Consider the following 20,820-nt stretch of genomic DNA (forward strand, 5'->3'; position numbering starts at 1 on the left):
CCAGCAGGTCAGAACCTCAAGAGCTGCTCAATTCCCTTGCCCGCCGGCGACCCCGGCGGGCAAGATCGCGTCTGCCCTTGACCCGGGCGCTCGACGCACCCCCAGTGCACCCCTGAAGACCCCTCGGATCGGGCCGGGAGGCCTCCCCCGCGACGGCCCCGTACCATAGGAGGTAGCCGTGGCGCGTCCGCCCGGCGGGCGACGGAGGACCGAGACTTCTCTGCGACGCCTGAACCCCGATCCGAGAGAAGCGTTCAAGCCACTCATGCCCACGCGCCACGACATCCGTAACGTAGCCATCGTCGCCCACGTCGACCACGGCAAGACCACTCTGGTCGACGCCATGCTCAAGCAGGCGGGCGCCTTCGCCGCGCACGCCGCCGAGTCGCTCGACGACCGGATGATGGACTCGAACGACCTGGAGCGTGAGAAGGGCATCACGATCCTGGCGAAGAACACCGCCGTCAAGTACCACCCCAAGGATGGCGGCGACGTCATCACGATCAACATCATCGACACCCCCGGCCACGCCGACTTCGGTGGTGAGGTCGAGCGCGGCCTGTCGATGGTGGACGCGGTCGTCCTCCTCGTCGACGCCTCCGAGGGCCCGCTGCCGCAGACCCGCTTCGTGCTCCGCAAGGCGCTGCAGGCCCGGATGCCCGTCATCCTCTGCATCAACAAGACGGACCGCCCGGACTCCCGGATCGACGAGGTCGTCAACGAGACCTACGACCTGTTCCTGGACCTGGACGCGGACGAGGACCAGATCGAGTTCCCGATCGTCTACGCCTGCGCCCGTGACGGCGTCGCCTCGCTGACCAAGCCGGAGGACGGCACCGTCCCGGCCGACAGCGAGAACCTGGAGCCGTTCTTCAACACGATCCTGGCCCACGTCCCGGCCCCGGAGTACGACGAGTCCGCGCCGCTGCAGGCCCACGTCACCAACCTGGACGCCGACAACTTCCTCGGCCGTATCGCGCTGTGCCGCGTCGAGCAGGGCGAGCTGCGCAAGGGCCAGACGGTCACCTGGATCAAGCGTGACGGCACGCAGCAGAACGTCCGCATCACCGAGCTGCTGATGACCGAGGCGCTCACCCGCAAGCCGGCCGAGAAGGCGGGCCCGGGCGACATCTGCGCCATCGCCGGCATCTCGGACATCATGATCGGCGAGACCCTGGCCGACCCCGAGAACCCGATCGCGCTGCCGCTGATCACGGTCGACGAGCCGGCGATCTCCATGACCATCGGTACGAACACCTCGCCGCTCGTCGGCAAGGGCGGCAAGGGCCACAAGGTCACCGCCCGCCAGGTGAAGGACCGTCTGGACAAGGAGCTGGTCGGTAACGTCTCGCTCCGCGTCCTGGACACCGAGCGCCCCGACGCCTGGGAGGTCCAGGGCCGCGGTGAGCTCGCGCTCGCCATCCTGGTCGAGCAGATGCGCCGCGAGGGCTTCGAGCTGACCGTGGGCAAGCCCGAGGTCGTCACCAAGCAGGTCGACGGCAAGACGTACGAGCCGATCGAGCGCATGACGATCGACTCGCCCGAGGAGCACCTCGGCGCCATCACCCAGCTGATGGCGACCCGCAAGGGCCGCATGGAGACGATGACCAACCACGGCTCCGGCTGGATCCGCATGGAGTGGATCGTGCCGTCGCGCGGCCTCATCGGGTTCCGTACGGAGTTCCTGACCCAGACGCGCGGCACGGGCATCGCCCACTCCATCTTCGAGGGCCACGAGCCGTGGTTCGGCGAGCTGCGCACCCGTAACAACGGTTCGCTCGTCGCCGACCGCTCCGGTTCGGTGACCCCGTTCGCGATGATCAACCTGCAGGAGCGGGGCGTCATCTTCGTCGAGGCCGGCACCGAGGTCTACGAGGGCATGATCATCGGTGAGAACTCGCGCTCCGACGACATGGACGTGAACATCACCAAGGAGAAGAAGCTCACCAACATGCGTGCGGCTTCCGCGGACAACACCGAGAACGTGGTGCCGCCGCGCAAGCTCTCCCTGGAGCAGTCGCTGGAGTTCTGCCGCGACGACGAGTGCATCGAGGTGACCCCGGAGACGGTCCGTATCCGCAAGGTCGTCCTGGACCAGAAGGAGCGCGGCCGCACGGCCTCGCGCGCCAAGCGCAACTAGTTCCCCATCGGTCGCGCCTCCGTCCAGGAGGGGCTGACGCCACGTCAGCGCGACACCTAGCACAGGGCCCGGGCCCCCGCAGACACTGTGGGGGCCCGGGCCTTTCGTCAACTCTTTTTCGCGTCCCCCCTGTCCGGATATCGTGCGTCGCTCTCCGGAACGTGTGTTAACGGTCCGTTTCGGGGGTGTCTGTCTGTGATCAGTTTGTCCGGATTTCGGGCTCACGCCCCTTACTGATGTTGCCAAAACGAGACCCTTTAAGTGTGGTTTACCGCCCGGGCGTACTTAATAGTTGGCTCCATTGAGCTCGGGTCAATGGGTCACGCGCTGTGGGGAGCGCCGACTCACGAGCACACTCAGGGCACTTGAGTCATCGCCGTCAGGGGTGTCGGCGACATCTCGAAGTGTCCTTCTTGTAGTGACAAGTGGACTCATGAGGAGGAACCCATGCGCGGTGCCAAGAGCGCCAAGTGGGTAGCGGGTGCGATAGTCGTCGCCCTGGCAGCGACCGCCTGTGGCGGAGGCGACGGTAAGGGCAGCGACGCCAAGGGGGAAGTTGACCCGAACGGCATTTTCTCGATCGAGGTGGGCGAGCCCGAGAAGGCGCTCCACCCGGCCGACACGATGGAGTCCAACGGCTCCATCGTCCTGAGTGGTCTGTTCGCGCAGCTCGTGGACTACACGGCCGACGGCAAGCTCACCATGGTGAACGCCGAGTCGGTCGAGTCCAAGGACAGCAAGCTCTGGACCGTCAAGCTCAAGAAGGGCTGGACGTTCCACGACGGCACTCCGGTCACCGCCAAGTCCTACGTCGACGCGTGGAACTGGGCCGGAAACGTCAACAACAAGCAGGGCAACGCGTCCTGGTACTCCGACATCAAGGGCTCCGAGGCCCTGCTGCCGGAGAAGGAGGGCGCCAAGCCCACCGCCGACAAGATGACCGGCCTGAAGATCGTGGACGACAACACGTTCACCATCGAGCTGAAGGCCCCGGTCCCGTACTTCGCGTACAAGCTCGGCTACGAGGTCTTCTCGCCGCTGCCGGAGTCCTTCTACAAGGACCCCAAGGCCGCCGGTGAGAAGCCGATCGGCAACGGTCCCTACAAGTTCGAGAGCTGGGACCACAAGAAGGAAATCAAGATCGTCCGGTACGACGGGTACAAGGGCGACGACAAGGCCAAGAACGGTGGTGTGATCTTCAAGAACTACACCACCCTCGAGGCCGCGTACGAGGACCTGAAGGCCGGCAACGTCGACGTCCTGCGTCAGATCGCGCCGAAGGACCTCCCGGTCTTCCGCCAGGACCTCGGCGACCGCGCCGTGGACAAGCCGTACTCCTCGATCCAGACCCTGGCCATCGCGTTCTACGCGGACCAGTGGAAGAAGCCCAAGAAGATCGACCCGAAGGTCATCCAGGGCCTCTCGATGGCGATCGACCGTGCCACCATCACCAAGACGGTGCTGCAGGGTACGCGTGACCCCGCGACGGGCTGGGTCGCCAAGGGCGTTCTGGGCTACCAGGAGAACGCCGCCGGTGACGTCACCAAGTTCGACCCGGCGAAGGCCAAGGAACTGATCAAGGCCGGTGGCGGCGTCCCGAACAACGCCATCTCCATTCAGTTCAACGCGGACGGCGGCCACAAGGAGTGGGTCGACGCGGTCTGCAACAGCATCACGCAGTCCACCGGCGTCAAGTGCGTCGGCGACGGCAAGCCGGACTTCCAGGCCGACCTCCAGGCCCGGAAGACCAAGCAGGTCAAGTCGATCTACCGCTCCGGCTGGGTGCTCGACTACCCGGTGAACTCCAACTTCCTCCGCGACCTGTTCCAGACGGGCGCCTCCGGCAACCAGGGTGACTTCAGCGACCCCACCCTGGACGCCAAGATCAAGAAGGCGGACAGCGCCGCGAACCTCGACGAGTCGGTGAAGGCCTACCAGGCGATCGAGAAGGACCTGGTCAACTACATGCCTTCGATCCCGCTCTGGTACTACAAGGTCAACGCGGGCTTCTCCGAGAAGGTCACCGGCGTGGAGTACGCGCAGGACGGCGACCCGATCCTCGAGAACGTTCAGGTCAAGAAGTAATCACCCAAGCGTAGTCCGCAAGCCGGACGCGGGGCTGACGTACCGTCAGCCCCGCGTAGCGGCGCCTTACGCAGCGGCCGGGGGGCCCTTCCACGACATTCGCGTACCCACTGGGGCGCGGTTGCCGCGGGAGGGCCCGTCGGCTGCGGCAGTCACATCTCAACGGAGGCATGATGGGGCGCTATGTCGCACGACGACTGCTCCAGATGATCCCGGTTTTCTTCGGGACCACCCTGCTGATCTTCCTCATGGTCTACTCCCTGCCCGGCGACCCCGTGGCCGGACTGTTCGGGGACAAGGCCGCGAACCCCTCGACGGTAGCGAAGATCAGACACGATCTTGGGCTTGACCAGAACATCTTCAAGCAGTACTGGGACTACATCACCGGCATCCTGTTCCACTTCGACTTCGGGAACCAGATCCGCAACGACCGGCCGGTCACGGATGTGCTGGCCAGTGCGTTCCCGGTCACGCTGCAGCTCGCCACCCTGGCGTTCGTCATCGAGCTCGTCTTCGGCATCGGCCTCGGCATCGTCGCCGGTCTGCGGGCCGGCCGCCTGGCCGACAACGCGATCCTGATCTTCACGCTGCTGATCATCTCGATCCCGGTCTTCGTCCTCGGTCACATCCTCAAGACGACCCTCGGCTTCGAGAACGTCAGCACCTATCCGACCTGGGGCGAACTGGTGGCGCCGGCCATCGTCCTCGCGGGTCTCTCCCTCGCCTACGTGGCCCGGCTCACCCGGACCTCCATGGCGGAGAACCTGCGCGCCGACTACATGCGCACCGCGGTTGCCAAGGGCCTGCCGCGCCGCCGGATCATCGGCGTGCACCTGATGCGGAACTCGATGATCCCCGTGATCACCTTCCTCGGCACCGACATCGGCGCCCTGATGGGCGGCGCGGTCGTCACCGAGTCCGTGTTCAACGTCAAGGGCATCGGCGGCACGATCTACGAGTCGATCGTCCGGCGTGAGGGCGTCACCCTCGTCGGTCTGGTCACCATCCTGGTGCTGGTCTACCTCGTCACCAGCCTGCTCATCGACCTGCTGTACGCGGTCCTGGACCCGAGGATCCGTTATGCCTGACGTGACCAAGACCGCTCTCGCGACCGAGGACGCCATCGCGCCCCCGTCGGCCGCGGAGCCGGCTCCGAAGAAGAACGACGAGAAGGCGCGCAGCCTCTGGGGCGACGCGTGGCGCGACCTGCGGCGCAACCCGTACTTCATCGTGTCCTCGGTGCTGATCTTCTTCCTGCTGCTCATCACCGCCTTCCCGACGCTGTTCACCAGTGCCTCGCCGATCACCGGCGACCTGGTGCACCACTTCCTCGGCAAGCCGGAGCTCGGCCAGGTCGGCACGGAAGGCTGGCTCGGCTACGACGGGCAGGGCCGCAGCGTGTACGCCCGACTGATCCACGGCACCCGTGCCTCGGTCATCGTCGGTATCTCCGTCACGCTGATCGTGACCGTCATCGGTGGCGTCCTCGGCATGATCTCCGGCTACTTCGGCGGTCTGACCGACGCGATCATCTCCCGTATCACCGACGTCTTCTTCGGTGTGCCCTTCCTGCTCGGCGCGATGGTGGTGCTCAACTCCTTCGTCGACCGCTCCGTCTGGGTCGTGGTCTTCGCGCTGGCGTTCCTCGGCTGGACGCAGATCACCCGCGTCATGCGCGGTGCGGTGATCACCGTCAAGCAGGCCGACTACGTCCACGCCGCCAAGGCGCTCGGCGCGAGCACCACCCGCATCCTGTTCCGGCACATCCTGCCGAACTCGATGGCTCCGGTGATCGTCGTCGCGACCATCAGCCTCGGGGGCTACATCGGCGCCGAGGCGACGCTGTCGTACCTGGGCCTCGGCCTCTCGTCCCCCACCATCTCGTGGGGTGTCGACATCTCCGGCGGTGTCGCGCAGATCCGAGTGGCGCAGCACATCCTGCTGTACCCCTCGATCATGCTCAGCATCACCGTTCTGGCGTTCATCATGCTCGGCGAAGCCGTCCGCAACGCCCTCGACCCCAAGCTGCGCTGAGGAGGGCGTAAAACGTGACGACTATCGACAACCTCGACAAGCCTGCGACCGTCCCCTCGCCGCGCGACGGAGACGACCACAACGGTCCCCTGCTGGAAGTCCGCGACCTGCACGTGGAGTTCCACACCCGCGACGGTGTGGCCAAGGCGGTCAACGGCGTCAACTACTCGGTGAACGCCGGCGAGACCCTCGCCGTCCTCGGCGAGTCCGGCTCCGGCAAGTCCGTGACCGCTCAGGCGATCATGGGCATCCTCGACATGCCGCCCGGCAAGATCCCGCAGGGCGAGATCTTCTTCCGCGGCGAGGACATGCTCAAGATGTCCTACGAGGAGCGCCGGCAGATCCGCGGCCGGAAGATCGCCATGATCTTCCAGGACGCGCTGTCCTCGCTGAACCCGGTCCTCACCGTCGGCTACCAGCTCGGCGAGATGTTCCGGGTCCACCACGGCCTGTCCAAGAAGGACGCCAAGGCCAGGGCCATCGAGCTGATGGACAAGGTCAAGATCCCGGCCGCCGCGGCCCGGGTGAGCGACTACCCGCACCAGTTCTCGGGCGGTATGCGCCAGCGCATCATGATCGCGATGGCGCTGGCCCTGGAGCCGGACCTGATCATCGCGGACGAGCCCACCACCGCGCTCGACGTGACCGTCCAGGCCCAGGTCATGGACCTGCTCGCGGAGCTCCAGCGCGAGTACAACATGGGCCTGATCCTGATCACCCACGACCTCGGCGTCGTCGCCGACGTCGCGGACAAGATCGCGGTCATGTACGCGGGCCGGATCGTCGAGCAGGCTCCGGTGCACGAGCTGTACAAGCGCCCCGCGCACCCGTACACCCGTGGCCTTCTCGACTCCATCCCGCGCCTGGACCAGAAGGGCCAGGAGCTGTACGCGATCAAGGGCCTGCCGCCCAACCTGCTCCACGTGCCGACCGGTTGCGCCTTCAACCCGCGCTGCCCCAAGGCCGAGGACATCTGCCGTACGGAGATTCCGGCGCTCGCGCCGGTCACCGAGCAGGACGGCACGGAGCTGCCGGGCCGCGGCAGCGCCTGCCACTTCTGGAAGGAGACGATCCATGGCTGAGCTCAGCAAGAAGGATGAGGCTGTGGACGCGACCCCGAACGTCACCGAGGTCGAGACGGTCGACGCGGCCTCCGAGGCGGAGGCCGTAGCCGCCATCGAGGCGCCGGTCGAGCGCGGTGAGCCGATCCTGCAGGTGCGCAATCTGATCAAGCACTTCCCGCTCACCCAGGGCATTCTGTTCAAGAAGCAGGTCGGCGCGGTCAAGGCCGTCGACGGGATCTCCTTCGACCTCTACCAGGGCGAGACCCTTGGCATCGTCGGCGAGTCCGGCTGTGGCAAGTCCACCGTCGCCAAGCTGCTGATGAACCTGGAGCGGGCGACCGCGGGCGAGGTCTTCTACAAGGGCCAGGACATCACCCGGCTGTCGGGGCGTGCCCTCAAGGCCGTCCGCCGCAACATCCAGATGGTGTTCCAGGACCCGTACACCTCGCTCAACCCCCGCATGACGGTGGGCGACATCATCGGCGAGCCCTTCGACATCCACCCCGAGGTGGCCCCGAAGGGCGACCGCCGCCGCAAGGTGCAGGAGCTGCTCGATGTGGTCGGTCTCAACCCCGAGTACATCAACCGCTATCCGCACCAGTTCTCCGGCGGTCAGCGTCAGCGCATCGGCATCGCCCGCGGCCTGGCGCTCAACCCGGAGATCATCATCTGCGACGAGCCGGTCTCGGCCCTGGACGTGTCCGTCCAGGCGCAGGTCATCAACCTGATGGAGAAGCTCCAGGACGAGTTCAACCTGTCCTACGTCTTCATCGCCCACGACCTGTCGATCGTCCGGCACATCTCGGACCGGGTCGGCGTCATGTACCTCGGCAAGATGGCCGAGATCGGTACGGACACGCAGATCTACGACCACCCGACGCACCCCTACACCCAGGCGCTGCTGTCGGCGGTCCCCGTGCCCGACCCGGAGGCCCGCGAGGGCCGCGAGCGGATCATCCTCACCGGTGACGTCCCCTCGCCGGCGAACCCGCCGTCGGGCTGCCGCTTCCGCACCCGCTGCTGGAAGGCGGAGGAGAAGTGCGCCACCGAGGTGCCGCTGCTGGCGGTCCCGGAGCGCTTCCAGGGGCAGGACACCCCGGCCGCGCACGAGTCGGCGTGCCACTTCGCCGAGGAGAAGGACGTCGTCCACGCGGTGTGACGCACTGACAGGTGTGAAGGGCGCCCGGGCCATTCGGTCCGGGCGCCCTTCGTCGTTCCGGCGGCCGGATCGGCGGCAGCCCGGTGTCGTTCCGGCGCCCTTGTGCGTTTTGGGGGGATATTTGGGCCTACATGCGCTCAAGGACCTTCAGGAGGCACTCCATGCGCGGAGCCACGCACGCCAAGTGGGCCGCTTGCGCGGCGGCCGTCGTCCTCGCGGCGACCGCCTGCGGCGGCGGGAGCGACAGCGGCGGTGGCGGTGCGGACGGGATCGTGAGCTCCTCCTGGGCGGACCCGCAGAACCCGCTGGAACCCGCGAACACCAATGAGGTCCAGGGCGGCAAGGTCCTTGACATGATCTTCCGGGGTCTCAAGCGGTACGACCCCAAGACCGGCGAGGCGCAGGACATGCTCGCCGAGAAGATCGAGACCGGCGACTCCACCACCTTCACGGTCACCCTCAAGGACGGCTGGACCTTCTCCAACGGCGAGAAGGTCACCTCGAAGTCCTTCGTGGACGCGTGGAACTACGGCGCCCACCTCAAGAACAACCAGCGCAACGCCTACTTCTTCGGCTACATCGAGGGGTACGCGGACGTGCACCCCGACTCCGGTGAACCCAAGGCCGAGACCATGAGCGGGCTCAAGGTCGTCAACGACAAGACCTTCACCGTCAAGCTCACCCAGAAGTTCTCCACCTGGCCCGAGACCCTCGGCTACGCCGCGTTCTCGCCGCTGCCCAAGGCGTTCTTCACCAGCCACGACGCCTGGCTCTCCAAGCCCGTCGGCAACGGCCCGTACACCGTCGACTCGTACGCCAAGGGCTCCCAGATGGCCCTGAAGCGGTGGGACGACTACCCCGGTGCCGACAAGGCGCAGAACGGTGGAGTGACGCTCAAGGTCTACACCGACAACAACACCGCCTACACGGACCTGACCGCCGGCAACCTCGACCTGGTCGACGACGTCCCCGCCTCCCAGCTCAAGAACGCGAAGGCCGACCTCGGCGACCGGTACATCAACACCCCCGCCGGCATCATCCAGACCCTCGCCATCCCCTTCTACGACAAGGCGTGGGACACCCCGGACGGCGCGAAGGTCCGCAAGGGCATCTCCATGGCGATCAACCGCGAGCAGATCACCTCGACGATCTTCCAGAAGACCCGTACGCCCGCCAAGGACTGGACGTCCCCCGTCCTCGGCGCGGACGGCGGCTACAAGGACGATCTCTGCGCAGACGCCTGCACCTACAACCCCGCCGAGGCGAAGAAGCTGATCACCGAGGGCGGCGGCATCCCCGGCGGCACGATGAAGATCTCGTTCAACGCGGACACCGGCTCCCACAAGGAGTGGGTCGACGCCGTCTGCAACTCCATCAACAACGCGATGGGCAACAACAAGGCCTGCGTCGGCAACCCGGTCGGCACCTTCGCCGACTACCGCAACCAGATCACCACGCACAAGATGACGGGCCCCTTCCGGGCCGGCTGGCAGATGGACTACCCGCTCATCCAGAACTTCCTGCAGCCGCTGTACTACACCAACGCGTCGTCCAACGACGGAAAGTGGTCCAACAAGGAGTTCGACAAACTCGTCGACGAGGCCAACGCCGAGACCGACACCAAGAAGGCCGTCGAGCTGTTCCAGCGGGCCGAGGAGGTCCTGCGGGACGACATGGGCGCCATCCCGCTCTGGTACCAGAACGGCAGCGCCGGCTACTCCGAGCGGATCTCCAATGTCGCCCTGAACCCGTTCAGCGTCCCCGTCTACAACGAGATCAAGGTCAGCTGACGCCGGACGGCGTACGGCCCGGCGTGCCCGATCGCCGGGCCGTCCCGCTTCACACGACCACGACCCCCGGAGCCCTCCATGGGACGCTATGTGATCCGGCGTCTGCTGCAGATGATCCCGGTCTTCTTCGGCGCCACGCTGCTGATCTTCCTGATGGTCAATGTGATGGGCGACCCCATCGCGGGACTGTGCGGCGACCGCCAGTGCGATCCGGCGACCGCCGCCCAGCTGAAGAAGGAGTTCGGGCTCGATAAGCCGGTGTGGCAGCAGTACCTGACGTACATGGGCAATGTCTTCACCGGCGACTTCGGCACGGCCTTCAACGGCCAGGAGGTCACCGAGCTGATGGCCACGGCCTTCCCGGTCACCATCCGGCTCACGCTCGTCGCGATCGTCTTCGAGATCGTCATCGGGATCAGCCTCGGGGTCGTCACCGGCCTGCGGCGCGGACGCCCCGTCGACACCAGCGTGCTGCTGATGACGCTGGTGGTCATCTCGGTCCCGACGTTCGTCACCGGTCTGCTGCTCCAGCTGTTGCTCGGCGTGAAGTGGGGATGGATCAAGCCCGCCGTCTCACCGGCGGCCACCCTCGACGAACTGATCGTCCCCGGCCTGGTCCTCGCCTCCGTCTCGCTCGCCTACGTCACCCGGCTCACCCGGACCTCGATCGCGGAGAACAAGCGCGCCGACTACGTCCGTACCGCCGTTGCCAAGGGCCTCCCGCGCCGCCGGGTCATCACCCGCCATCTGCTGCGCAACTCGCTGATCCCCGTCGTCACCTTCATCGGCACCGACATCGGAGCCCTGATGGGCGGAGCCATCGTGACCGAACGAATCTTCAACATCCACGGTGTCGGCTACCAGCTCTTCCAGGGCATCCTCCGCCAGAACACCCAGACCGTCGTCGGCTTCGTGACCGTCCTGGTGCTGGTGTTCCTCGTCGCCAATCTGCTGGTCGACCTCCTGTACGCCGTACTCGACCCGAGGATCCGCTATGCCTGAGCCGCAGTACGACGACGGGGGAGCGATCGCCCCGACCGGGGCCGGTGGCGCGATGGACCTCGCCATGAGCGAGGGCGCGACCCTGGAGAAGGTTCCCGGCGGACCCGAGGGCACCGGCCCCACGGGCAAGCCGCGCAGTCTCTGGTCGGACGCCTGGCGCGACCTGCGCCGCAATCCCGTCTTCATCATCTCGGGGCTGGTCATCGTCTTCCTGGTGATCATCGCGATCTGGCCCCAGCTGATCGCCGACGGCGACCCGCTCCAGTGCGATCTCGCCAAGGCGCAGGAGGGCTCCCAGCCGGGCCACCCCTTCGGCTTCAACGGCCAGGGCTGCGACGTCTACACCCGTACGGTCTACGGCGCCCGGGCCTCCGTCCAGGTGGGCGTCTTCGCCACCCTCGGGGTCGCGCTGCTCGGCAGTGTGCTCGGTGGGCTGGCCGGCTTCTTCGGCGGCGCGTGGGACGCGTTCCTCTCCCGGATCACCGATGTGTTCTTCGCGGTCCCGGTCGTCCTCGGCGGTCTCGTCCTGCTCTCCGTCATCACCAGCACCACCGTCTGGCCGGTCATCGGATTCATCGTGCTGCTCGGCTGGCCCCAGATCTCCCGCATCGCCCGCGGCTCGGTCATCACCGCCAAGCAGAACGACTACGTCCAGGCCGCGCGGGCGCTCGGCGCCTCCCACACCAGGACGCTGCTGCGCCACATCGCCCCCAACGCCGTCGCCCCGGTGATCGTCGTGGCGACCATCGCGCTCGGTACGTACATCGCGCTGGAGGCGACCCTGTCCTTCCTCGGTGTCGGCCTCAAGCCGCCCACGGTGTCGTGGGGCATCGACATCTCGTCGGCCGCGGCCTACATCCGCAACGCGCCGCACATGCTGCTCTGGCCGGCGGGAGCGCTGGCGATCACGGTGCTCGCCTTCATCATGCTCGGCGACGCGGTGCGCGACGCCCTCGACCCGAAGCTCAGGTAGGCACTCATGCTGCTCGAAGTGCGGGACCTTCACGTGGAGTTCCATACCCGGGACGGGGTCGCCAAGGCCGTCAACGGGGTGACCTACTCGGTCGACTCCGGCCGGACGCTCGCCGTGCTCGGCGAGTCCGGCTCCGGGAAGTCCGTCACCGCCCAGGCGATCATGGGCATCCTCGACATCCCGCCGGGCAGGATCACCGGCGGCGAGATCCTCTTCCTGGGGCAGGACCTGCTCACCCTCAAGGAGGACGAGCGGCGGAAAGTCCGCGGGGCGAGGATGGCGATGATCTTCCAGGACGCGCTGTCGTCGCTCAACCCCGTGATGAGCGTCGGAGCCCAGCTGGGCGAGATGTTCGTTGTCCACCAGGGGCTGTCGAAGAAGGACGCCCGCGCGAAGTCCGTGGAGCTGATGGACCGGGTCCGGATCCCCGCGGCGAAGGAGCGGGTCGGGGACTATCCGCACCAGTTCTCGGGCGGTATGCGCCAGCGCATCATGATCGCGATGGCGCTGGCCCTGGAACCGGACCTGATCATCGCGGACGAGCCCACCACCGCGCTCGACGTGACCGTCCAGGCCCAGGTCATGGACCTGCTCGCCGAGCTCCAGCGCGAACTCGACATGGGACTCGTCCTGATCACGCACGACCTCGGCGTCGTCGCCGACGTCGCCGACCACATCGCCGTCATGTACGCCGGCCGGATCGTCGAATCGGCGCCGGTCCACGAGATCTACAAGGCACCCGCCCATCCCTACACACGCGGCCTGCTGGACTCGATCCCGCGCCTGGACCAGAAGGGACGGGAGCTGTACGCGATCAAGGGACTGCCGCCGAACCTGATGAACATCCCGCCCGGCTGCGCGTTCAACCCCCGCTGCCCGCTCGCCCGGGACGTGTGCAGAACCGATGTCCCGCCGCTGTACGAGGTCTCCGCGGACCGCACCAGCGCGTGCCACTTCTGGCAGGAGGCACTCCATGGCTGAGGTGCTCCTCCAGGTCCGTGACCTGCACAAGCACTACCCCCTCACCCGGGGCATCCTCTTCAAGAAGCAGATCGGCTCGGTCAGGGCCGTCGACGGCGTCGACCTGGAACTGACGGCGGGCGAGACGCTCGGCATCGTGGGCGAGTCCGGCTGCGGCAAGTCCACGCTCGCGAGGATGCTGGTCCAGCTGGAACGGCCGACGTCCGGGTCGATCCGCTACCGGGGCGAGGACATCACCGCGCTCTCCGGCAAGGCCCTCAAGGCCGTCCGCCGCAACATCCAGATGGTGTTCCAGGACCCGTACACCTCCCTGAACCCCCGGATGACCGTCGGCGACATCATCGGAGAGCCCTACGAGATCCACCCCGAGGTCGCCCCGAAGGGCTCACGCCGTCAGAAGGTCCAGGACCTGCTGGACGTGGTCGGCCTCAACCCGGAGTACATCAACCGCTATCCGCACCAGTTCTCCGGCGGCCAGCGCCAGCGCATCGGCATCGCGCGCGGCCTGGCGCTCCGCCCGGAGATCATCGTGGCCGACGAGCCCGTCTCCGCGCTCGACGTCTCGGTCCAGGCGCAGGTCATCAATCTGCTGGACCGCCTGCAGAGCGAGTTCTCGCTGTCGTACGTCTTCATCGCCCACGACCTGTCGATCGTCCGGCACATCTCGGACCGGGTCGGCGTGATGTACCTGGGCCGGATCGTCGAGATGGGCAGGGACGCCGAGATCTACGACCATCCCACGCACCCCTACACCCAGGCGCTGCTGTCGGCGGTCCCGGTGCCCGACCCGGAGGCCCGTGAGCGCCGGGAGCGGATCATCCTCACCGGCGACGTCCCGTCGCCCGCGAACATCCCCTCCGGCTGCCGCTTCCGCACCCGCTGCTGGAAGGCCCGGGAACGCTGCACCGTCGAAGTCCCGCTGCTGGCGGTCCCCGCCGTCTTCCGCGAGACGGACAGTCCGGCGAGGCACGACTCCGCCTGCCACTTCGCCGAGGAGAAGCAGGTGGTTCCGCCGGAGCCCCCCGCGCCTCCCGGCCCCCTTTCCCCCGCGCCGCCGGAACCCGGCCCACTGGACACCCCCTGGGGCACGGCGACCCCCGAACCCCCGAAGACCCCCGAACCCCCGGAGGGACGCGGGCCGGAGGCGTCGAGCTGAGCGCCCGCCAGTTTCTTTAACGCGCAGGCAACTTCACCGACCCCGCACCGATATCCGAACGCCTCACCCTGAACAACGTACGGCCGTGCGGGTGCCGTAGACCGGCCGGGCGCGCCAAGCCGTCCCGGCCGGTCGCCATGCGGTCCCGGTGACACCGGCTGTCAGTCGGCCGCCTCCACCCCCAAGGAGCGCTTCAGGAAGTCCACTTGGAGCAGGAGCAGATTCTCCGCGATCTGCTCCTGCGGAGTGATGTGGGTCACGCCCGACAGGGGGAGCACCTCATGGGGGCGCCCCGCCGCCAGCAGCGCCGAGGACAGCCGCAGGCTGTGTGCCACGACCACATTGTCGTCCGCCATCCCATGGATGATCATCATCGGTCTGGCGGGGTTCTCCGGCGCCGACAGACCGTCGTCCGTGAGCAGCGAGTTGGCCGCGTACACCTCCGGGTTGTCCTGCGGAGTCCCGAGATAACGCTCGGTGTAATGGGTGTCGTAGAGCCGGAAGTCGGTCACCGGCGCCCCCACCACCGCCGCGTGGAACACGTCCGGCCGCCGCAGCACCGCCAGCGCCGCCAGATACCCGCCGTACGACCAGCCGCGGATCCCCACCCGGTCCAGATCCAGCGGGAACCGCTCGGCCAGGGCCTGCAGCGCCTCGATCTGGTCGTCGAGGGTCAGCACCAGATTGTCCTTGATCGCCTTCTCCCAGCCGGGGGAGCGGCCCGGAGTGCCCCGCCCGTCCGCCACGATGACCGCGAACCCCTGGTCGGCGAACCACTGGGACGTGAGATACGCGTTGTGCGCCGCGACCACACGCTGGCCGTGCGGACCGCCGTACGGGTCGAGCAGGACCGGCAGCGGCCCGTCGCCCTCCTCGTACCCCGCCGGAAGCAGGACGGCGCACGGAATCCGACGTGCGCCCCCTTCGACGAGCCGCACGCTCGCCGACAGGACCGGCTTCTCCGCCGACGAACCGATCACCGCGATCTGCTTGCCCTCCCTGAGCACCCGCGTCAGCGCGCCCGCGGTGTCCGGCCGCGCCGACGACAGGACCGTCACCGCGCCGCAGCGCACGGCCGAGTGAATCCCGGGCCCCTCCGAGATCCGTTCGGTCCCCAGCTCATTGACCCGGTAGACATGGATCTCGCCGATCTCCGGACCCATCCCGGCCGCGGCCACGGCCTCCTCGCCCGCCGACGCCGACACCAGGACGTCGTTCCCGCCGATGTCCAGCACCGCCCGCACGTGCAGCGACGCACTGGTCAGCGCCCGGTCGCCCATGGCCAGCACGCGCGCCCCGCCCTCGTCCGCGATCCGCACCAGCCGGCCGTCCGGGGCCCAGGCCGGCGCCCCCGGGTGCAGCTCCAGCCACACCGGGTCCTCGTCGACATGCACCTTCCGGGTCGCCCCCGACTCCGTGTCCACCACCAGATAGAGCTGGGTGCGCTGGTCACGGCTCTGCACGAGCAGCAGCGGCGGCCCCTCGCCCGACCAGTGGACCCGCGCCAGATACGGATGGCGCGCCCGGTCCCACTCGACCTCCGTGCGCGACCCGTCGAGGCCGACGAGATACAGCCGCACCTCCGCGTTGGCCGTCCCGGCCGCCGGATAGAGCACCGGCTCCGGCTCCCTGTCCGGATGCGCCGGGTCGGCGATCCACCAGCGCCGCACGGGCTCTTCGTCGACCCGGGCCACCAGGAGCCGCTCCGAGTCCGGCGACCACCAGAAGCCGCGCGAGCGCCCCATCTCCTCGGCCGCGATGAACTCCGCCAGACCGTACGTCGTCCGTGCCTCCTCCGGCTCGGCCAGCGCCCTGTCCCCCTCGCCCTCCGCCCCGGTCACGCGCAGCGCGCCCCGCGCCACATACGCGATGTGCCGCCCGTCGGGCGAGGGGCGCGGGTCGATCACCGGCCCGGGGACCCGCAGTTCGCTCGCCGTACCGGCCCGCAGTTCCGCCGTGAACAGCCGTCCCGAGAGCGTGAAGGCGGCCAACTCCACGGCCTCGTCGACCGCGTAGCCGACGATCCCCGCGGACCCCTCGCGGCTGCGCTCGCGCCGCGCCTTCTCCTCGGCCGACAGCTCCTCCTCCGCGCCGCCCAGCAGCGCCTCGGGATCGGCGGCCACCCGCTCCAGGGGCTCCCCCTCCAGGTCCATCACCCAGAGCTGATGGGACCGCTGAGTACCGGACGGTGAGCGGAGAAAGACCACACGCGCACCGTCGGGCGAGAGAGTGAACGCGCGGGGGGCGCCGAGCGTGAAGCGCTGCGTCCGGGCGTACTGACGAGGAAAGGAGAGCGGGAAGTGGAGCTGCTGCCTCGAGGTCATGCGACCGAACCTAGCGTTCGTGCGCCCCCGTGTGCTGCCGTGCACCGATCGATGCGTAGGTACGGATAGTTATGATCCGTAGCGCTAGGTGGGTATGGACCTACTGGCACATGCGTGCTGCCTGGACCGACCGAATATGTTCCGACCGTGCTCCGACCGACTCTGTGGAGGTGAACCGCCGTGGCACTCTCGATTTCGGCGGTGGTGCTGCTGGCGATCGTCGTCTTCCTGCTGGTCCGGAAATCCGGACTGAAGGCCGGACATGCGGCGGTCTGCATGCTCCTCGGCTTCTACCTGGCGAGCTCCTCCATCGCCCCCACGATCAGTCAGCTGACCACCAATGTGGCGGGCATGATCGGCGGACTCAAGTTCTGATGTGTCCAGGGGTACGAGGGCAGGCCCGCCCGGCCTCGTAGGCTGTGCCGTATGACGGATCTTCCCGCCCGTCGTCTGCTCCTGGTGCACGCGCACCCCGACGACGAGTCGATCAACAACGGCGCCACCATGGCCAAGTACGCGGCCGAGGGCGCCCTGGTCACCCTGGTGACCTGCACGCTGGGCGAGGAGGGCGAGGTCATCCCGCCCGCTCTCGCCCATCTCGCACCCGACCGGGAGGACCGGCTCGGGCCGCACCGCGTCGGCGAACTGGCCGGCGCCATGCGGGAGCTGGGCGTGACCGACCACCGCTTTCTCGGCGGCCCGGGCCGGTTCCGCGACTCCGGGATGATGGGCGCGCCGCAGAACGACCGCGAGGGCGCCTTCTGGGCCACCGAGGTGGACGAGGCCGCGCCGCATCTCGTCGAGGTGATCCGGTCCGTACGCCCGCAGGTCCTGGTGACGTACGACCCCGACGGCGGGTACGGCCACCCCGACCACATCCAGGCCCACCGTGTCGCCATGCGCGCCGCCGAACTGGCCGCCGAACCCGCTTTCCGCCGAGACCTGGGCCCTGCCCACGAGATCGCCAAGATCTACTGGAACCGGGTCCCGCGGTCGGTCGCCGAGGAGGGCTTCGCCCGGCTGAGGGCCGCCGGCGCCGGCTTCCCCGGCATCGCCGAGACCGGGGACGTACCGGGCGTGGTGGACGACAAGGACGTCACCACCGAGATCGACGGTACGTCCTACGCGGAGCGGAAGGCCGCCGCGATGGCCGCCCATGTCACCCAAGTCGCCGTCGAAGGGCCCTTCTTCGCGCTCTCCAACGACCTCGGCCAGCCGATCTTCACCACGGAGTACTACCAGTTGGTCCAGGGGCTCTCCGGGGCGCCCGCCGGTGAACGCGAGCGCGACCTCTTCGCGGGGGTGACGGCATGAGCGCGTCCGAGAGGACGGCCTCGGGGCCGGGGCCGGGGACGGGCAGGGCGGGCCGGATCGCCGCGTATGCCGGGCTTGCGGTGCTCGGCGCGCTGGTCGGCACCGCCGGGACCCTGATTCAAGCCGCCTGGTTCCCGGGCGGGTTGCTGCTCGCCCTGTTCGCCACCGCCGCCACCTTCTACGGCGGACGGCGCGCCACCGGCACCCAGGCCGGCGTCGCCGCACCGGCCGCGGGCTGGCTCGTCGCGATCGTGCTGCTCAGCATGGGCCGCCCGGAAGGTGACGGGGCCCTCCCCGGGGGCATCGGCGATCTGGTCTATCTCCTGGGCGGAATGGCCGTGGCTGTGATGTGTGCCACCATGTCGCGGTCGTCGCAACCGGGCCGCCCCGACGGTCGACTTGGCGTGTGACGTGCCCGGACTTCGGCCGGAATGCCCGTCCCCTTTCCCGTAGTCGTCAGATACGTGTCGGCGGCGGCCAGTATGGTGGTGCGCGCCGCCGAGCCGCCCGGGTCCAACGAGCACCAGCAAGAGCGGGCGGCGGAGCCAACCGGGAGAACCTGCTTTGAGTCGTGAAACTGACAGTTCGTCCTCCGGCGCCAAGGGGCGCGGTGGAGCCGCGTACCCCTCGGGTACACCGCCGTACGGATCCCGCCAGTATCCGTCGCTGCACCCCGCGGACGCTCCGGACGACGCCGCCGACGAGGCCGGGCGCGCGCCCGTGCCCGCGCCGGAAGAGCCGAAGACCGAGACGACGCTGACCACCCGCATCCGGATCAACATCCCCGGTTCGCGGCCGATCCCGCCGGTTGTCGTGCGTACCCCGATGGGTGACACGGACGGTGCGGGGGTCAAGCGGGAGAGCGGCAGCGACAGTTCGGGCATTTCGCCGTGGCCGGACGGCTCCGAGGGTGCGCGGACCGAGGCCGGCGAGGAGCCGGCGGCGGAGCCGGCCGAGGAGAAGACCAGCGACTGGTTCGCGCCACGGAAGCCCGCCACTCCGGCGGGTGGTACGAACACGGGCGCGGCGGTTGCCGGTGCCCCGGGCGCGGGTGGTCCGGGACCGGGCAGGCCGGCGCTCGGCAGCGGCGCTCCGGCGGGGCCCGGAAGCGGCCCCCGCGGGCCCGTACCGGGTGGCCCCGCGCAGGGCGGCGGTCCGTTCCCTCCGGGCGGCCCCCAGGGCTCCGGCCAGACCCCCGCCAACGGCTTCGCCCCCGGCGCGACGCCTCCGCCGGGTTCGCGTCCGACGGGCGGCCCCACGGGCCCGACCGTGGGCGCCACCGGCAGCAGCACCATTGGCTCCGGTGTTCCTATGGGTACGCCACCCATGGGTGGCCCCTCCGTGGGCCTCGGGCCCATGGGCGTGGGCCCCATCAGCGGCCCGCCGCACCCCGCGGACGACACCGCCGTGCTGACGCCGCAGAGCGCAGGCCCCGGCGCCGGCCCGGGTGGCGGTCATGTCTCGGGTGACACGCTCACGAGTGGCATTCCCGTGGTGCCGCCGGAGTACCGGTCCCCGTCGCCGTTCCCGCCCGCCGGCCCCGACCTCGCGCCCCGGCTTCCCGACGGCCCGGGTGGCCCCGGCGGCCTGGGTGGTCCCGGCGAGGGATTCTCCTCGCCCGACTTCCCCGGCCCGGCAGGCCCCGTCCGTACGGCGCCCGCCCCGGCCGCGAAGAGGCCGACCCCGCAGGCCCCGGTGAAGAAGCGTTCCAAGGCCGTCCTCGCCATCGTCGGCGTGGCCGGACTCGTCGGTGTCGCGTACGGCGCCGGGCTGCTGCTCAACCACTCCGACGTTCCGAAGGGCACCACGGTCCTCGGCGTGGACATCGGCGGCGGCACCAAGGAAGAGGCGGTCAACAAGCTCGACGCCGCCCTCGGCAAGCGCGCCACCGCCCCGCTGGAGCTCTCCGTCGGCGGCAAGAAGCAGCAGCTCCCGCCGGAGAAGGCCGGTCTCGCCCTGGACAGCCAGGCGACCGTCCGCGCCGCCGCGGGCAGCGACTACAACCCCATGTCCGTGATCGGCTCCCTCTTCGGCGGCGAGCGCGTCGCCCAGCCGGTGATCCCGGTGGACGAGGAGAAGCTGCGCGTCATCCTCACCGACCTCGCCGGGGCCTCCGGCTCGGCAACGGAGGGCACGATCAGGTTCGAGCCCGGCAAGGCCGTCGCCGTGCCCGGCAAGCCCGGCAAGGCGCTGGACGTCCAGCTCTCCCTGACCTCGGTGAAGAACGCGTACCGCACCCAGGTCGAGACGGGCGAGTCGGCCACGGTCGAGCTGCCCGTGACCACCCGCGAGCCGAGCATCAGCCAGGCCGAACTGGACCGGGCGATGAAGGAGTTCGCGAAGCCGGCGATGTCCGGGCTGATCACGATCAAGGCGGGCAGCAAGGAGATCAAGTTCGGCCCGGCCAAGTCGCTGCCGAAGATCCTCTCCATGAAGCCGATCGACGGCCGGCTGGTCGAGGTGTACGACAAGAAGGCGATCGACGAGCTCCTCGACGGCGTCTTCGACGGCATCATGATCACCAAGGGCGACGGCAAGAAGCACCAGGTATCCGCGGACGATGTCGCGGCGGCCATGCGCGACGCCCTCCTCGGCAAGACCCCGGCGGAACGCACGAAGGTCATCGACCTGGACCCGAAGGGCTGAGGCACCGGGCCGGCGGGCCCGGGTCGACGGGGCGGCAGTCCCGGGGCGCGCTCCCCGGGGCCGCAGTCCTGGGGAGAGGTTCCCCCAGCCCCCCCCCCCCAGTCTCCAGTCCCACAAGAAAAAGAACACGGAGCTCAAAAAAACAAAAGAAA

16 protein-coding genes are annotated in these 20,820 nt (G+C 68.7%); 15 read left to right on the forward strand and 1 reads right to left on the reverse strand.

The genetic code is table 11. The features are described 5' to 3' along the window. The first annotated feature begins 265 nt into the window (after window positions 1-265). The 11 genes from typA (at window position 266) to ACZ5VC_RS07175 (ending at window position 14,384) form a co-directional block, all read left to right on the forward strand. The gene (gene typA, locus ACZ5VC_RS07125) at window positions 266-2,140 is read left to right on the forward strand and encodes a translational GTPase TypA (protein WP_469119103.1); all 1,875 of its coding nucleotides are present in this window, start codon (window positions 266-268) and stop codon (window positions 2,138-2,140) included. 447 nt (window positions 2,141-2,587) lie between these two features. Beyond that, on the forward strand, window positions 2,588-4,225 hold the full coding sequence (locus ACZ5VC_RS07130) for a peptide ABC transporter substrate-binding protein (protein WP_469119104.1): 1,638 nt from the start codon (window positions 2,588-2,590) through the stop codon (window positions 4,223-4,225). A gap of 173 nt (window positions 4,226-4,398) precedes the next feature. Then, window positions 4,399-5,313 (forward strand): ABC transporter permease, encoded by a 915-nt coding sequence (locus ACZ5VC_RS07135; protein ID WP_469119105.1) that lies wholly within the window; start codon window positions 4,399-4,401, stop codon window positions 5,311-5,313. Then, a complete protein-coding gene (locus ACZ5VC_RS07140; protein WP_469119106.1) occupies window positions 5,306-6,259 on the forward strand; it encodes an ABC transporter permease in 954 nt (317 codons plus the stop codon). Before ACZ5VC_RS07135 ends, ACZ5VC_RS07140 begins: the two co-directional genes overlap by 8 nt. A 23-nt stretch (window positions 6,260-6,282) precedes the next feature. Beyond that, window positions 6,283-7,341, forward strand: a complete 1,059-nt coding sequence (locus tag ACZ5VC_RS07145; protein ID WP_468711935.1) for an ABC transporter ATP-binding protein — start codon at window positions 6,283-6,285, stop codon at window positions 7,339-7,341. Continuing rightward, window positions 7,334-8,482 carry an ABC transporter ATP-binding protein gene (locus ACZ5VC_RS07150; RefSeq protein WP_469119107.1) on the forward strand — a complete coding sequence of 383 codons (1,149 nt, stop codon included), beginning with the start codon at window positions 7,334-7,336 and terminating at the stop codon, window positions 8,480-8,482. The genes ACZ5VC_RS07145 and ACZ5VC_RS07150 overlap by 8 nt, the downstream gene beginning before the upstream one ends. A gap of 161 nt (window positions 8,483-8,643) precedes the next feature. After that, window positions 8,644-10,272 (forward strand): peptide ABC transporter substrate-binding protein, encoded by a 1,629-nt coding sequence (locus ACZ5VC_RS07155; RefSeq protein ID WP_469119108.1) that lies wholly within the window; start codon window positions 8,644-8,646, stop codon window positions 10,270-10,272. Between the two features lie 78 nt (window positions 10,273-10,350). Continuing rightward, the gene (locus ACZ5VC_RS07160) at window positions 10,351-11,274 is read left to right on the forward strand and encodes an ABC transporter permease (protein WP_469119109.1); all 924 of its coding nucleotides are present in this window, start codon (window positions 10,351-10,353) and stop codon (window positions 11,272-11,274) included. Continuing rightward, window positions 11,267-12,247 carry an ABC transporter permease gene (locus tag ACZ5VC_RS07165; protein ID WP_469119110.1) on the forward strand — a complete coding sequence of 327 codons (981 nt, stop codon included), beginning with the start codon at window positions 11,267-11,269 and terminating at the stop codon, window positions 12,245-12,247. The genes ACZ5VC_RS07160 and ACZ5VC_RS07165 overlap by 8 nt, the downstream gene beginning before the upstream one ends. Window positions 12,248-12,253: 6 nt before the next feature. Continuing rightward, complete coding sequence (locus tag ACZ5VC_RS07170; protein WP_469119111.1) at window positions 12,254-13,228, forward strand: ABC transporter ATP-binding protein; 975 nt, start codon at window positions 12,254-12,256, stop codon at window positions 13,226-13,228. Beyond that, on the forward strand, window positions 13,221-14,384 hold the full coding sequence (locus tag ACZ5VC_RS07175) for an ABC transporter ATP-binding protein (RefSeq protein WP_469119112.1): 1,164 nt from the start codon (window positions 13,221-13,223) through the stop codon (window positions 14,382-14,384). Before ACZ5VC_RS07170 ends, ACZ5VC_RS07175 begins: the two co-directional genes overlap by 8 nt. A gap of 161 nt (window positions 14,385-14,545) precedes the next feature. Here the strand turns inward: ACZ5VC_RS07175 and ACZ5VC_RS07180 are convergent, their stop codons facing one another. Beyond that, a complete protein-coding gene (locus ACZ5VC_RS07180; protein ID WP_469119113.1) occupies window positions 14,546-16,708 on the reverse strand; it encodes a S9 family peptidase in 2,163 nt (720 codons plus the stop codon). A gap of 180 nt (window positions 16,709-16,888) precedes the next feature. On the opposite strand from ACZ5VC_RS07180, the gene ACZ5VC_RS07185 reads away from it, so the two are divergent. The 4 genes from ACZ5VC_RS07185 to ACZ5VC_RS07200 all read left to right on the forward strand — a co-directional run bounded on the left by ACZ5VC_RS07185 (window position 16,889) and on the right by ACZ5VC_RS07200 (window position 20,668). Beyond that, window positions 16,889-17,083, forward strand: a complete 195-nt coding sequence (locus ACZ5VC_RS07185) for a hypothetical protein (RefSeq protein WP_266382581.1) — start codon at window positions 16,889-16,891, stop codon at window positions 17,081-17,083. 51 nt (window positions 17,084-17,134) lie between these two features. Beyond that, window positions 17,135-18,022, forward strand: coding sequence for an N-acetyl-1-D-myo-inositol-2-amino-2-deoxy-alpha-D-glucopyranoside deacetylase (mshB, locus tag ACZ5VC_RS07190; protein ID WP_469119114.1), 888 nt, complete (start codon window positions 17,135-17,137; stop codon window positions 18,020-18,022). Further along, window positions 18,019-18,432 carry a DUF6113 family protein gene (locus tag ACZ5VC_RS07195; RefSeq protein ID WP_469119115.1) on the forward strand — a complete coding sequence of 138 codons (414 nt, stop codon included), beginning with the start codon at window positions 18,019-18,021 and terminating at the stop codon, window positions 18,430-18,432. Before mshB ends, ACZ5VC_RS07195 begins: the two co-directional genes overlap by 4 nt. A 154-nt stretch (window positions 18,433-18,586) precedes the next feature. Continuing rightward, window positions 18,587-20,668, forward strand: coding sequence for a peptidoglycan binding domain-containing protein (locus ACZ5VC_RS07200; RefSeq protein WP_469119116.1), 2,082 nt, complete (start codon window positions 18,587-18,589; stop codon window positions 20,666-20,668). Window positions 20,669-20,820 lie beyond the last annotated feature (152 nt).

It is taken from the genome of Streptomyces sp. NPDC033174 (assembly GCF_055577795.1).